General features: G+C 56.9%; 14 protein-coding genes and 1 pseudogene. 9 read left to right on the forward strand and 6 right to left on the reverse strand.

The genetic code is table 11. From position 1 onward, the window contains the following. Nucleotides 1-49 precede the first annotated feature (49 nt). A complete protein-coding gene (gene uraA, locus PGQ95_RS19475) occupies nucleotides 50-1,336 on the forward strand; it encodes a uracil permease (protein ID WP_015370403.1) in 1,287 nt (428 codons plus the stop codon). Nucleotides 1,337-1,434: 98 nt separating this feature from the next. Next, entirely contained in the window at nucleotides 1,435-2,136 is a 702-nt protein-coding gene (locus tag PGQ95_RS19480) for a DnaA inactivator Hda (RefSeq protein ID WP_026612247.1), read from the forward strand. Here PGQ95_RS19480 and PGQ95_RS19485 read toward each other — a convergent pair. The 3 genes and pseudogenes from PGQ95_RS19485 to bepA form a co-directional block, all read right to left on the reverse strand. After that, nucleotides 2,133-2,363, reverse strand: a pseudogene (locus tag PGQ95_RS19485) (ISNCY family transposase); the annotation flags it as partial. The gene PGQ95_RS19480 and the pseudogene PGQ95_RS19485 sit on opposite strands and share 4 nt — an antisense overlap. A 26-nt stretch (nucleotides 2,364-2,389) precedes the next feature. Further along, complete coding sequence (gene arsC, locus PGQ95_RS19490) at nucleotides 2,390-2,749, reverse strand: arsenate reductase (glutaredoxin) (RefSeq protein ID WP_047043470.1); 360 nt, start codon at nucleotides 2,747-2,749, stop codon at nucleotides 2,390-2,392. A 9-nt stretch (nucleotides 2,750-2,758) separates the two neighbouring features. Then, nucleotides 2,759-4,222, reverse strand: a complete 1,464-nt coding sequence (bepA, locus tag PGQ95_RS19495) for a beta-barrel assembly-enhancing protease (protein WP_015703149.1) — start codon at nucleotides 4,220-4,222, stop codon at nucleotides 2,759-2,761. 223 nt (nucleotides 4,223-4,445) lie between these two features. Here bepA and PGQ95_RS19500 point away from each other — a divergent pair, with 223 nt between their 5' ends. Further along, nucleotides 4,446-5,510, forward strand: coding sequence for an AI-2E family transporter (locus PGQ95_RS19500; RefSeq protein ID WP_087858424.1), 1,065 nt, complete (start codon nucleotides 4,446-4,448; stop codon nucleotides 5,508-5,510). Between the two features lie 65 nt (nucleotides 5,511-5,575). On the opposite strand, the gene bcp is transcribed toward PGQ95_RS19500, so the two are convergent. Further along, nucleotides 5,576-6,046 (reverse strand): thioredoxin-dependent thiol peroxidase, encoded by a 471-nt coding sequence (gene bcp, locus PGQ95_RS19505; protein WP_015365462.1) that lies wholly within the window; start codon nucleotides 6,044-6,046, stop codon nucleotides 5,576-5,578. Nucleotides 6,047-6,049: 3 nt separating this feature from the next. Next, entirely contained in the window at nucleotides 6,050-6,625 is a 576-nt protein-coding gene (locus PGQ95_RS19510) for a glycine cleavage system transcriptional repressor (protein ID WP_430919068.1), read from the reverse strand. A 153-nt stretch (nucleotides 6,626-6,778) separates the two neighbouring features. Here PGQ95_RS19510 and dapA point away from each other — a divergent pair, with 153 nt between their 5' ends. The 6 genes from dapA (at nucleotide 6,779) to ypfH (ending at nucleotide 13,377) form a co-directional block, all read left to right on the forward strand. Then, nucleotides 6,779-7,657: a 4-hydroxy-tetrahydrodipicolinate synthase gene (gene dapA / locus PGQ95_RS19515; RefSeq protein ID WP_032712143.1), complete on the forward strand. Its 879-nt coding sequence runs from the start codon at nucleotides 6,779-6,781 to the stop codon at nucleotides 7,655-7,657. Nucleotides 7,658-7,673: 16 nt separating this feature from the next. Further along, nucleotides 7,674-8,708: an outer membrane protein assembly factor BamC gene (gene bamC, locus PGQ95_RS19520; RefSeq protein WP_087858426.1), complete on the forward strand. Its 1,035-nt coding sequence runs from the start codon at nucleotides 7,674-7,676 to the stop codon at nucleotides 8,706-8,708. Nucleotides 8,709-8,850: 142 nt separating this feature from the next. Beyond that, the gene (gene purC, locus PGQ95_RS19525; RefSeq protein ID WP_015703148.1) at nucleotides 8,851-9,564 is read left to right on the forward strand and encodes a phosphoribosylaminoimidazolesuccinocarboxamide synthase; all 714 of its coding nucleotides are present in this window, start codon (nucleotides 8,851-8,853) and stop codon (nucleotides 9,562-9,564) included. 121 nt (nucleotides 9,565-9,685) lie between these two features. Next, entirely contained in the window at nucleotides 9,686-10,561 is an 876-nt protein-coding gene (ypfJ, locus tag PGQ95_RS19530; RefSeq protein ID WP_045392648.1) for a KPN_02809 family neutral zinc metallopeptidase, read from the forward strand. Between the two features lie 9 nt (nucleotides 10,562-10,570). Continuing rightward, entirely contained in the window at nucleotides 10,571-12,571 is a 2,001-nt protein-coding gene (locus PGQ95_RS19535) for a tRNA(Met) cytidine acetyltransferase TmcA (RefSeq protein WP_430919070.1), read from the forward strand. A 107-nt stretch (nucleotides 12,572-12,678) separates the two neighbouring features. Beyond that, complete coding sequence (gene ypfH / locus PGQ95_RS19540) at nucleotides 12,679-13,377, forward strand: esterase (protein ID WP_430919072.1); 699 nt, start codon at nucleotides 12,679-12,681, stop codon at nucleotides 13,375-13,377. Nucleotides 13,378-13,650: 273 nt separating this feature from the next. On the opposite strand, the gene PGQ95_RS19545 is transcribed toward ypfH, so the two are convergent. After that, a complete protein-coding gene (locus tag PGQ95_RS19545) occupies nucleotides 13,651-13,851 on the reverse strand; it encodes a YpfN family protein (protein WP_015365470.1) in 201 nt (66 codons plus the stop codon). Nucleotides 13,852-13,874 lie beyond the last annotated feature (23 nt).

Genomic DNA, 13,874 nt, shown 5'->3' on the forward strand with positions numbered 1-13,874 from the left:
ATAAATCACGCCCACAACAAATAACAAACGACTCTCAGAGGATAATATTATGACGCGCCGTGCAATCGGGGTGAGTGAAAGACCGCCGCTTTTACAGACAATCCCGCTTAGTTTGCAACATCTGTTCGCCATGTTTGGCGCAACGGTTCTGGTGCCTATCCTGTTCCACATTAACCCGGCTACCGTACTGCTGTTTAACGGCATCGGTACGCTGTTGTACCTCTTTATCTGTAAAGGCAAAATTCCGGCCTATCTGGGGTCGAGCTTCGCCTTTATCTCCCCGGTGCTGCTGTTGTTGCCGCTGGGTTATGAAGTAGCGCTCGGCGGTTTCATTATGTGCGGCGTCCTGTTCTGCATCGTCTCCTTTATTGTCAAAAAAGCCGGTACCGGCTGGCTGGATGTGATGTTCCCGCCGGCGGCGATGGGCGCCATCGTGGCGGTTATCGGCCTGGAACTGGCGGGCGTGGCGGCGAACATGGCCGGGCTGCTGCCGGCTGACGGCCAATCGCCCGATAGCAAAACCATTATTATTTCGATGGTGACGCTGGCGGTGACGGTTTTTGGTTCCGTACTGTTCCGCGGCTTCCTGGCGATTATCCCGATTCTTATCGGCGTGCTGGTGGGCTATGCGCTCTCCTTTGTGATGGGCGTTGTCGATACGACGCCTATCGCCGAAGCGCACTGGTTTGCACTGCCGACCTTCTACACCCCGCGCTTTGAGTGGTTTGCCATTTTCACCATTTTGCCTGCCGCGCTGGTGGTGATCGCCGAGCACGTGGGGCACCTGGTGGTGACCGCCAATATCGTTAAGCGCGATCTTATCCGCGATCCGGGTCTGCACCGCTCGATGTTCGCCAACGGGCTGTCGACGATTGTCTCCGGTTTCTTTGGCTCAACGCCAAACACCACCTACGGGGAAAATATCGGCGTGATGGCGATTACCCGGGTATACAGTACCTGGGTTATTGGCGGCGCGGCGATTATCGCGATTCTGCTCTCCTGCGTCGGCAAGCTGGCTGCGGCGATCCAGATTATCCCGGTTCCGGTGATGGGCGGCGTTTCTCTGCTGCTGTACGGGGTGATCGGCGCATCCGGTATCCGCGTGCTGATCGAATCAAAAGTCGATTACAGCAAAGCGCAGAACCTGATTCTGACCTCAGTCATCCTGATCATCGGCGTGAGCGGCGCGAAGGTGCATATTGGCGCGGCGGAGCTGAAAGGCATGGCGCTGGCGACGATCGTCGGTATCTGCCTGAGCCTGATCTTTAAACTGATCAGCGTCCTGCGTCCGGAAGAAGTGGTGCTGGACGCCGCGGATAGCGAAGAAGCGAAATAACGATCCTCATACCGGGCAGCGATCCTGCCCGGTTCTCTCCGGACCTAAAACTGTGTTAAACTCTTCGCGTTTTTCTGTAAGCCTATGTTGAGGTCCATCTGAACGCTCCGGCACAGCTCTCTTTGCCACTGTATCTTCCTGACGACGAAACGTTCGCGAGTTTCTGGCCGGGTGATAATCCTTCCCTACTTGCCGCTCTGCAGAACGTGTTGCGGCAGGAACACAGCGGATACATCTATATCTGGTCACGCGAAGGCGCGGGGCGTAGCCATCTTTTGCATGCCGCCTGCGCTGAGCTATCCCAGCGTGGCGATGCCGTCGGCTACGTGCCGTTGGATAAGCGCACCTGGTTCGTGCCGGAAGTGCTGGACGGCATGGAGCAACTGGCGCTGGTGTGCATCGATAACATCGAGTGCGTGGCCGGGGATGAGCCCTGGGAAATGGCTATTTTCAACCTCTATAACCGTATTCTCGAATCAGGTAAAACTCGCCTGCTGATCACCGGCGATTGCCCGCCGCGACAGCTGCATCTTGGCTTGCCGGATCTCGCCTCGCGCCTTGACTGGGGGCAAATCTATAAGCTACAGCCGCTGTCGGATGAAGATAAGCTGCAGGCGCTGCAGTTGCGCGCCAGACTGCGCGGTTTCGAGATGCCGGAAGATGTCTGCCGTTTCCTGCTCAAGCGTCTGGATAGAGAAATGCGCTCGCTGTTTATGACGCTCGATCAGCTCGATCACGCGTCAATTACCGCTCAACGAAAACTGACGATCCCATTTGTTAAAGAGATCCTGAAGCTTTAGGCCGAAAGCGACGCCAGTTCCTGCTCTGCCAGCCCGGTTAGCTGCGCCACCAGCGCTGGGGCGAGACCGCTACGTAACATCGCGGCGGCGATACGCTGTGCTTCTTCTTTCCGGCCTTCTTGCCGGCCCTCTTGCCGTCCCTGAAGCAAACCGCGCTCCAGCCCTTGCTGCTCGAGATATTCTGCAATAGTCATCAGCGTCTCCTTATGTTGAAAAAATCGCGCCGCGGGCAAGACCGGCGGCGCGTAGGGGATTAGCTGACGATTTCCAGTACCTGTTCCGGCGGGCGGCCGATACGTGCCTGGCCGTGGCTGACCACGATGGGCCGTTCGATGAGTTTCGGGTTCTCGACCATAGCCTTAATCAACGCCTCTTCGCTGAGCTGTGGGTCGGCGAGATTGAGCGACTTATACAGATCTTCTTTCTGGCGCATCAGTTCACGGGCGCTGCTCATATTCAGCATTTTCAACAGCTGGCGCAGCGTCGCGGCATCCGGCGGCGTCTCCAGATACAGCACCACTTCAGGGTCGATGCCGTTAGCTTTCAGCAGGCTGAGCGTGTCACGGCTCTTCGAGCAGCGAGGGTTGTGGTAAATTTTTACCGCGTCAGACATGTGGTCTCCTTACATTTTCTGATAGGGGCGGAATCTTTCCTGCAGTTGGCGCAGCTGGTCGATGCGAGCGTCGTAGCGCGCCTGCTGCAAACTGCCCAATTTCACTTGCGAACTGGCGCTGCTCAGCAGCGAGATGGCCTGGTCAAGCCTACCGGCCAGCGCCATGCCTTCGGCCCGCGCCGCCAGCTCCTGGTCGCGATGACCCAATGCGCCTTCCGCCTGCGCCAACAGGTCCCAACCGTTGCCGTCATCCTTGTTATTAAAGGTGTAGCGGTTGAGAATGGTCGCGGCTTCCGCCGGCTGTCCGCCCTGCAGATAGGCATTGGCCAGGTTCAGCTGCAGGACCGGATCGGTGCGGATCTCTTTGGCGTTTTTCAGACGGTTAATCGCGTCGGTAGTCTTTTTCTGCCCAAGATCGATATCGGTGGCGAGATCCAGATACCAGGGATTTTGCGGGTCGGCGCCGAGCAGCGGCTGGAGCGCTTTGCGCGCCTGATCGTAGTTATTGCTCTCCATGGCCAGTAGCGCGCGGCCATACTGCGCGGCGTGCTGTTCGCGGATATTCCCTTTTGACCAGGCGTCAAGCAGATCGCTGCCGAGCTTATTTTCCCCGGAGTTGTACATACCGAGGGTACGGGCCTTAGCGAGATAGAAATCCGCCGAGGATTGGACTACTACCGGGCGCATCTGATTGGCGCGGTTACGGGCATCGGCCAGACGGCTTTCCGGCAGTGGGTGAGTGAGCAGCATTTCCGGCGGGCGGCTGGAATAGCGGGATTCGTCGAGTAATTTACCCATAAAAGCCGGCATCGCCTGCGGATCGAACCCGGAGCGCTGCAGTACCTGAATACCGATGCGGTCGGCTTCTTCTTCATTCTGACGGGTGAAACTAATCATTCCCTGCTGGGTGCCGGCCAGGGTGCCGGTTAATGCCGCCATCCCCGCCTGCGGGCTGGCCATCGCCAGCAGAATAGAGCCCAGCGCGCCGACCCAGGTTAGCGGCGCGCTACGTTTTTGATCTTCCATCGCGCGCGCCAGATGGCGCTGGGTGACGTGGGAGATTTCGTGCGCCATTACCGAGGCAAGCTGGCTTTCGTTATCCGCGTAGCGGAACAGCGCCGAGTGCAGCACTACGTTGCCGCCGAAGAAAGCAAAGGCGTTAATCTGATCGTTATTAATCAGATAAAAGTGGAACGGCGTACGCACTGAGTTAGCGTGGGCGACCAGGCGCATGCCCAGCCCGTTAATGTATTGCACCAGTAGCGGGTCGTTTATCAGCGGCGCGCTACCGCGCAGCTGGCGCACGTAGTAATCGCCCATCTGCATTTCCTGCCCGATGGAAAGCGTGCTTCCTGCCGAGGTGCCCATATCCGGCAGCGTATCCGCCGAGTCAGCGGCGGCAGGTAATATCGTCCCCAGCGTCAACGACGCGACGGCGGCGGCCACCAGCGTTTTCTTTAACTGCCTGAACATAACCTCTGTCCTGTAATGTGGGTGTGCCAGTTTGACCGGTTGCGCGGCCCAATGTTCCCGTGCCGCAGATTCTGCGAGTTTAGCTGTGGTTGATGGCGTTGAAAATATGATATTCGCACAGTTGTGCAGGTTTGTGTCATAGCCAATAAAAAGCGAAGTCTTTTTTGTGACACTTAGATACAATTCCCCGGATTGTGGCGATTTGCGCTTCAGGGAAGGGTTTATGCTTGAGATGTTAATGCAGTGGTATCGTCGTCGTTTCAGCGATCCGGAAGCGATAGCGCTGCTGGTTATTCTGCTGGCCGGCTTCGGCATTATGTTCTTTTTCAGCGGGCTGCTGGCGCCGCTGCTGGTCGCCATCGTGCTGGCCTATCTGCTGGAATGGCCGACCGTTCGCCTGGAGCGTATCGGTTTGTCGCGAACCTGGGCCACGTCGTTGGTGCTGGTGCTTTTTGTCGGTATCTTGCTGTTGATGGCCTTTGTGGTGATGCCGGTGGCCTGGCAACAGGGTATTTATCTCATCCGCGATATGCCAGGCATGCTGAATAAGCTTTCCGATTTCGCCGCCACGCTGCCGCGGCGTTATCCGGCATTGGTGGATGCCGGCATCATCGATGCGATGGCGGAAAATGTGCGCACTCGCATGTTGACCGTGGGGGATTCGGTGGTGAAGTATTCGCTCGCCTCGCTGGTGGGCCTGCTGACGCTGGCGGTTTATCTGGTCCTGGTTCCGCTGATGGTCTTCTTCCTGCTGAAAGACAAACAGCAGATGCTGAATGCCGTACGCCGCGTATTGCCGCGTAATCGCGGCCTGGCGGGGCAGGTGTGGAAGGAGATGAACCAGCAGATTACCAACTATATCCGCGGCAAGGTGCTGGAGATGATTGTCGTCGGCGTCGCCACCTGGATAGGCTTCATTCTCTTTGGTCTCAACTACTCGCTGCTGCTGGCCGTACTGGTAGGATTCTCGGTGTTAATCCCGTATATCGGCGCTTTTGTGGTCACCATTCCGGTGATCGGCGTGGCGTTGTTCCAGTTCGGCGCGGGCACTGAGTTCTGGAGCCTTTTTGCCGTATACCTGATTATTCAGGGGCTGGATGGCAACCTGCTGGTGCCGGTGCTGTTCTCGGAGGCGGTGAATTTACATCCGCTGGTGATTATTCTGTCGGTAGTGATTTTCGGCGGGCTGTGGGGTTTCTGGGGGGTATTCTTCGCGATTCCGCTGGCGACGTTAATCAAGGCGGTGGTTCACGCCTGGCCTGACGGAATGGTTATTGAAGACGAGTGACACGCTGATTGACTCAAAAAAAACGCCGGGCGATTTATTATCCCCCGGCGTTTTTCATTTAGACGTTATGCGTTTTCTTTCAGCCAGTTCAGCACGACGTCGTGGTGATTGCTGGTTTTGAAGTTATCAAACACATGTTCAATCTTGCCGTCAGCATCAATGAGGAAGCTAATACGGTGAATACCGTCGTAGGTTTTCCCCATAAATGATTTTTCGCCCCAGACGCCGAACTGTTCGCAGACCTGATGATCTTCATCAGACAGCAGCGTAAAGTTCAGCAGCTCTTTTTCGGCAAAACGGGACAGCTTTTCTGGTTTATCAGTGCTGATACCCAGAACTTCGACGCCCGCTTTTTTCAGGTCGTCCATGTTATCGCGTAAACCGCACGCTTGTACGGTGCAGCCCGGGGTCATGGCTTTCGGGTAAAAATAAACCAGAACACGCTGTCCCTGGAAGTCGGTTAAATTTACTTCCTCGCCGTCCTGGTCCGGTAAGCTAAATTTCGGTGCGATATCACCGGCTTTCAGTGGGGTCATTGGTTAAACTCCATCCTGTTCATCATGCTGTGAATAATTAACGATGTTAATACTGCCTTGTGCGCTCAGTTCTGTACATAGGGCTTTGAACGCTTGCTCGATATTTGTCGTGTTTTGCGAGGCAGGACTGTGTGCGGTGATTTGAATAAATAGCTGAGCGGCGTCTTTATCTTCATCTTCGCCCGGTTGAGTACGGGAGACCAGTTCGGCGATATTCATATTCCACGTGTCGCACAGCGCGGTAAAGCGCTCAATGATATGCGGCGAGTCCGGCACCTCTACCTGGATCCAAACCGTATTCGGCATCGCCTGCGGCGGCCGGGCGGAGGTGCGCTTCATTACGATCAGCAAATCCAGCTCGGCTCCTTTTAACGGCAGCGTTGATTCGATCAGGTTAATCGCGTTCCACGAGCCGGAAAGCAGCATTATAAACGTGAACTCGTCGCCGAGCATGGCCAACCGGCTGTCTTCAATGTTGCAGCCGCAGCTGCTGACGTGGCGAGTGATTGTGTTTACGATGCCGGGGCGGTCTGCGCCCAGAGCGGTAATCACCAGATAGTGTTGTAATGAGGCTGTCAAACCTGTTCTTCCTTTAAAAAGGTGAGGTAACATTAGGAAAGCATAAAAAAAACCGGCGTACAACATCCCAGATGGCGTTGGGTCTCTTGCTTTTATTGCGGCACCAAACGTAACATTGAGAATCTTGTCCCACTTCTGCTCTGAGGATGGCCCATGTTCACGGGAAGTATTGTAGCGCTTGTCACGCCGATGGATGATAACGGTAATGTCTGCCGGTCAAGCCTGAAAAAACTGATTGATTACCATGTCGCCAACGGAACCTCGGCGATTGTTTCGGTAGGGACTACCGGTGAATCCGCAACGTTAAGCCATGAAGAGCATGGCGACGTCGTGATGATGACCCTTGAACTGGCCGATGGCCGCATCCCGGTCATTGCAGGTACCGGTGCAAATGCAACCGCAGAGGCGATTAGCCTGACCAAACGTTTCAACGATAGCGGCGTTGTCGGCTGCCTGACGGTCACTCCTTATTATAACCGTCCGACTCAGGAAGGCCTGTTCCAACACTTTAAAGCTATCGCTGAGCATACTGACCTGCCGCAAATTCTGTATAATGTGCCGTCCCGTACCGGTTGCGATATGCTGCCGGAAACCGTTGGTCGCCTGGCGGAAATTAAAAATATTGTCGGTATTAAGGAAGCAACAGGGAACTTAAGTCGCGTTCACCAGATCAAAGAGCTGGTTTCAGACGACTTTATTCTGCTGAGCGGCGATGACGCGACCGGCATGGACTTTATCCAGCTCGGCGGCGTCGGCGTCATTTCCGTCACGGCGAACGTCGCCGCCCGTGAAATGGCGGACATGTGCCGACTGGCGATGGCGGGTCAATTCGCGGAAGCTCGCGCGATTAACCAGCGTCTGATGCCGCTGCATACAAAATTATTTGTCGAACCCAACCCGATCCCAGTCAAATGGGCTTGTAAGGCGTTGGGACTTGTAGCGACCGACACGCTGCGCCTGCCGATGACGCCGATTACCGAAACGGGTACGAAAGCGGTTACCGCAGCGCTGAAGCATGCCGGTTTGCTGTAGAGTTTAGGGAGATTTGATGGCTTACTCAGTACAGAAGTCGCGCCTGGCGAAGGTTGCGGGTGTTTCGCTGGTTTTACTCCTCGCGGCCTGTAGTTCTGACTCGCGCTATAAGCGTCAGGTTAGCGGCGACGAGGCTTATTTAGATGCCGCGCCGCTCAGTGAACTTCACGCCCCGGCGGGGATGATCCTGCCGCTGCAGACTGGCGACTACAACATTCCGGTTGCCGCCAGCACCGGTGCGGTAGGTAAAGCGCTGGACATTCGTCCTCCGGCTCAGGCGTTAGCCCTGGTCAGCGGCGCGCGTACCCAGTTTAACGGCGACACTTCCACCCTGATGGTTGAAAATAGCCGTAGCGGTTCTTTATGGGCGCAGGTTGTCAGCATCGTACAGGCGAAAAACTACACCATCACCAAGCGTGACGATGCAGGCCAGACGCTGAATACCGATTGGGTAGAGTGGAACCGCCTTGATGAAGACCAGCAGTACCGTGGCCGTTATCAAATCTCCGTTAAGCCGCAGGGCTATCAGCAGGCGGTGGTGGTGAAGCTCGTGAACCTGGAGCAGGCGGGCAAGCCCGTGTCTGACCCGGCTTCTCTGCAGCGCTACAGCACCTCGATGCTGAACGTTATCTCCTCCGGTCTTGATTCCAACGCCACCAATGCGCAGAATGCGGCGCAGAGAAGCGCTGGCGCGACCTTTGACGTGCAGAGCGCGGCGGATGACACCGGCTTGCCGATGCTGGTGGTGCGCGCGCCATTCAACATGGTATGGCAGAAACTGCCGGCCACGCTTGAAAAAGTGGGCATGAAGGTGACCGACAGCACTCGCTCCCAGGGCAGCATGGCGGTAACTTACAAGCCGCTGTCTGACAGCAGCTGGCAGGAACTGGGCGCAAGCGATCCGCAGTTGGTCTCTGGCGACTATAAACTGCAGGTCGGCGATCTCGATAACCGCAGTAGTCTGCAGTTCATCGACCCGAAAGGCCATACCCTGACGCAGTCGCAAAATGACGCCCTGGTAGCCGTATTCCAGGCTGCATTTAACAAGTAATAAAAAGGGCTGGAGCAATCCGGCCCTTTTTAATGTATAGTGACGCAAACGTGTGCGTAGCCGCAAAGTCCGGTAATTTGCCTGATTTTGCCTACGGGCGGAAAGGTAATTTTTTGGCTTAATATCACTGGAGTGGTGAAAGATGAAAAAGCAAGCTGAGTTGTATCGTGGCAAAGCGAAAACGGTATACAGCACCGAAAACCCGGATCTGCTGGTACTTGAATTCCGTAACGATACGTCAGCAGGGGATGGCGCCCGCATCGAGCAGTTCGATCGTAAAGGCATGGTGAATAACAAATTCAACCATTTCATTATGAGCAAGCTGGAAGAAGCCGGTATCCCGACCCAAATGGAAGCGCTGCTTTCCGATACTGAATGCCTGGTGAAAAAGCTGGATATGGTGCCGGTTGAATGCGTGATTCGTAACCGCGCTGCGGGTTCGCTGGTGAAACGCCTGGGTATTGAAGAAGGTATCGAACTGACTCCGCCGTTGTTCGATTTGTTCCTGAAAAACGACGCCATGCACGACCCGATGGTCAACGAATCCTACTGTGAGACGTTCGGCTGGGTGAATAAAGAAAACCTGGCGCGCATGAAGGAGCTCAGCTACAAAGCGAACGACGTACTCAGCAAGCTGTTTGATGATGCCGGTCTGATTCTGGTCGACTTCAAGCTGGAGTTTGGTCTGTTCAAAGGTGAAGTGGTGCTTGGCGATGAATTCTCTCCTGACGGCAGCCGTCTGTGGGATAAAAACACCCTCGATAAAATGGACAAAGACCGCTTCCGCCAGAGCCTCGGCGGCCTGATCGAAGCTTACGAAGAAGTGGCCCATCGTCTGGGCGTCAAGCTCGACTAATCCCCTCCGCGCCGGAAGAAATCGTCTCTTCCGGCACTCTTATTCGTTGTTTCCTGTGGTAATCCTCCGCTGAACCGCCTACGATCTCTCATATTCGTAACATGATGGAATAGAGGTGCTTATGCGCTGGCAAGGGCGTCGTGAAAGCGACAACGTGGAAGACAGACGTAGTGATTCAGGTTCGCCGCTGGGCGGCGGTGGTGGCGGTTTCCGCATTCCAAGCGGTAAAGGCGGCATCGTCCTACTGATTATCGTTCTGGTGGCGGGTTATTATGGCGTGGATTTAACCGGCATGCTGACCGGCGAACCGATGCCGCAGCAGCAAACCTCCACCCAGCGTTCCATCAGCCCGAAGGATGACGAAGCGGCGAAGTTCACCTCCGTTATTCTGGCCACCACCGAAGACACCTGGGGGCCTATTTTCGAAAAGATGGGGCGGCAATATGTTCAGCCGAAGCTGGTGATGTATCGCGGCGCGACCCGTACCGGTTGCGGCACCGGCCAATCGGTGATGGGGCCGTTCTACTGCCCGGCGGACAGCACGGTCTATATCGACCTGTCATTCTATGACGAGATGAAAAACAAACTCGGCGCTGACGGCGACTTTGCGCAGGGCTACGTGATTGCGCACGAAGTCGGCCACCATGTGCAGAAGCTGCTCGGCATTGAACCTAAGGTCCGTCAGATGCAGCAGCAGGCTTCGCAGACCGAAGTGAACCGCCTGTCGGTGAAAATGGAGCTGCAGGCAGACTGCTTTGCGGGCGTCTGGGGCAATAACATGCAGAAACAGGATGTGATGGAAACCGGCGATCTGCAGGAGGCGCTCAATGCCGCTGAGGCCATCGGCGACGATCGTCTGCAGGAGCAGAGCCAGGGCCGCGTGGTGCCGGATAGTTTCACCCATGGGACTTCCCAGCAGCGCTATACGTGGTTCAAACGCGGTTTCGATAGCGGCGACCCTGCGCAGTGTAATACCTTCGGCAGCGCGCTTCGCTAACGTTTGCCGATGGAAACGCTGCTTGACCTGACCGCGCAGATGGCGCGCGAGGGTATTCGTCGCCTGCTGGTGCTCAGCGGCGACGAACATTGGTGTCTGGCGCAGGCCGTTGAGCTGCGAGAGCGGCTGGACGGCGATAGTCTATGGGTCGGCGCGTTGCCGCAGCAGGAACCCTGCGTGGCGCCGGGCGCGCTGAAAACGCTGCTCGGGCGCGAATTTCAGCATGCCTTTTTCGACGCTCGCCACGGTTTTGACGTGGCGGCTTTTGCCGCGCTTGCCGGCACGCTGCGCGCCGGCAGCTGGTTAGTGCTCCTGGCGCCGGATTTTGCCCGCTGGCCTGAGCAGGCGGATGGCGATTCGCTGCGCTGGAGCGATACGTCTGAACCGATCGCCACCCCTAACTTTGTCCACCGTTGTCTTCAACTCTTTAACGCGGATCCTGAGGTCGCCCTGTGGCGACAGGGCTACGGCTTACGGTTGCCGGAGGCGGTGCCGCGCAGGCACTGGCATGCTGCCGATGGTTACCCGCAGGCCGAACAGGCCGCTATTCTCACTTCGCTGACGTCGTCGCCCCCACACATTGCCGCCGTCACCGCCGGGCGCGGGCGCGGTAAATCTGCGCTGGCGGGAATGTTGATTCATCAGCTAGCTGGTTCCGCCATCGTCACCGCGCCAACGCGCGACGCGACAGCGGTCATCGCCGCTTTTGCGGGACAGAAGATGCGCTTTATGGCGCCTGATGCGCTGCTGGCAAGCGACGCAAAAGCCGACTGGCTGGTGGTCGATGAGGCCGCCGCTATCCCGGCGCCGACGCTACGCCAGCTGACGGCGCGTTTTCCCCATACGCTGTTAACGACGACGGTTCAGGGCTATGAGGGGACCGGTCGTGGCTTCTTGTTGAAGTTCTGCGCCAGTTTCCCAACGCTACGGCGGTATCATCTGTCGTCGCCGATTCGCTGGGCGCCGGGTTGCCCGCTGGAGTCGGTTATCGATCGGCTATTGTTGTTTAACGATGAGGCGTTTCTCCAGGCGCCGCACGGGGAACCGCAGCTGGAGACGTTAAGCCAGCGTGCCTGGCGCGAACAGCCCTCGCGCCCATCAGAGGCTTATCAACTGCTTTCCGGCGCGCATTACCGCACTTCGCCGCTAGATTTGCGCAGGATGATGGATGCGCCGGGCCAGCACTTTACCGTGGCTCGCTGCGCGGATGGCGTCGCTGGCGCGGTGTGGCTGGTGGAAGAGGGCGGTCTCGAACCTGAGCTTAGCCGCGCCGTCTGGGCCGGATATCGCCGCCCGCGCGGCAATCTTGTGGCCCAGTCATTGGCCGCGCACGGCGGTAGCCCGCTGGCGGCGACGCTGACCGGCAGACGCGTCAGCCGTATTGCCGTACATCCAGCGCGCCAGCGCGAAGGGCTGGGGCAGCGTTTAATCGCCCATGCCGTCAAGCAGACGCATGGGTGTGACTATCTCTCCGTCAGCTTTGGTTTTACCCCTGAACTATGGCGCTTCTGGCAGCGCTGCGGGTTTCTGCTGGCGCGTATGGGAACGCATCGCGAGGCGAGCAGCGGCTGTTATACGGCGATGGCGCTTTATCCGCTCAGCGAAGAGGGGCGGCAGTTGGCCTGGCGTGAACATCAACGGCTGGCGCGGGATGAGCGCTGGCTAAGTCAGTGGCGTGATGAACGCGCTCCGGTGACGGCGGATGAAACAACTATGCTTACTGAGGAGGACTGGCTGGAGGTCGCCGGTTTTGCCTTTGCGCATCGTCCGCTGTTGACGGCGGTCGGGAGTCTGAACCGGCTCTTACAGGCGACGCCGCTGCCGTTAGTGGCGCTTCGTGCGCGATTAGCGCAGCAGGATGAGGCAACGCTGTGCGCAAACCTTGGTTTATCCGGCCGAAAGGCGCTACTGGCGCGACTGCGGGAAGAGGCGGCGGCGGCCATGGCGGGACTCGATCCTGCCCGCGCGCAACAGCTGGAAGAGTGGGTCAGAAAGCTGCAATTTTTTTAACTAACTCATTCAGTTAAATGGCATGGTCATATTCCCTGCGCGGCGTAAACTGCCTTGCATCAACCAGGAGCCAGATTCCTGTTTATCTGAGACATCAGGAGACAACCATGAAACACGATCACTTTATTGTTCAGAGCCCGGCGACGCCTGCGCAACAGTTGCTGCTGCTGTTTCATGGCGTGGGCGATAATCAGGTTTCGATGGGGCAAATAGGTAGCTGGTTTGCGCCGCAATTTCCCAATGCGCTTATTGTCAGTATTGGTGGCGCAGAACCCTGCGGTCCGGCGCCGGCACGCCAGTGGTTTTCGGTGCAAGGCGTGACGGAAGAGAATCGTCAGCAACGCATCGATGCCATTATGCCGACCTTTATTGAAACGGTGCGCTACTGGCAAAAACAGAGCGGTTTAGGCCCGCAGGCAACGGCGCTGATCGGTTTTTCGCAGGGTGCGATTATGTCGCTTGAGAGTATTAAAGCCGAGCCAGGGCTGGCGTCACGGGTGATTGCCTTTAACGGCCGTTACGCGACGTTGCCGCAAACGGCGACTACGCAAACCACCGTGCATCTGATCCACGGCGGCGAGGATCGGGTGATCGATCTGGCGTGGGCGGTTTCCGCGCAGGAGCGGCTGCAGGAGCTGGGGGGAGATGTTACGCTGGATATCGTTGAAGATCTCGGACATGCCATTGATGATCGCAGCATGCAGTTTGCCCTCGATCGGCTGCGTTATACCGTACCGAAGCACTATTTTGATGAAGCGTTAAGCGGCGGTACGCCGAAAGATGACGATATAATCGAAATGCTGTAGTGGCTCCGCGGTACAACGTCGGCTGGTTTAGGTAAATACTGTTATCGGTTTACAACTTTTATAAGGGTTTTCCCGGACGCGGCGCGTTGCGCCTTCTCCGGGCTACCAAATCGCACAGCGCTGTAGCCCCGGTAAGCGGCAGCGCCACCGGGGAATTTTGAGGCCGCCAACACCGGCAGTTTCAGTTCGCAATGGTACGGGCCGTAGCCCGGGTAAGGCGTCAGCCGCTACCCGGGAATGCATCCAGCCCGCGCGATGACGGGGAGCGCAGGTTTACTTCTTCGGCTGGTCTTTGTTCGGCCAGTCGTCGTCGTCATCCCACTTGCTATTGAAGTCGCGATGCGGCGGCAGATCCGGTTTGTTGTCGAGATACTTTTTCGGGTCGACGCGATTAAGATCTTTAATCACGTTGATCATTACCCCGACTAAAAATACTAACACCAGAATCCACCAGTGGTTGATAAGCCATTCCATGCTGTGTCCTCTTTTTACCCCGC

Source organism: Klebsiella sp. 141240, assembly GCF_050600805.1.
In the GTDB taxonomy this organism is placed as follows: Bacteria; Pseudomonadota; Gammaproteobacteria; order Enterobacterales; family Enterobacteriaceae; genus Klebsiella; species Klebsiella aerogenes.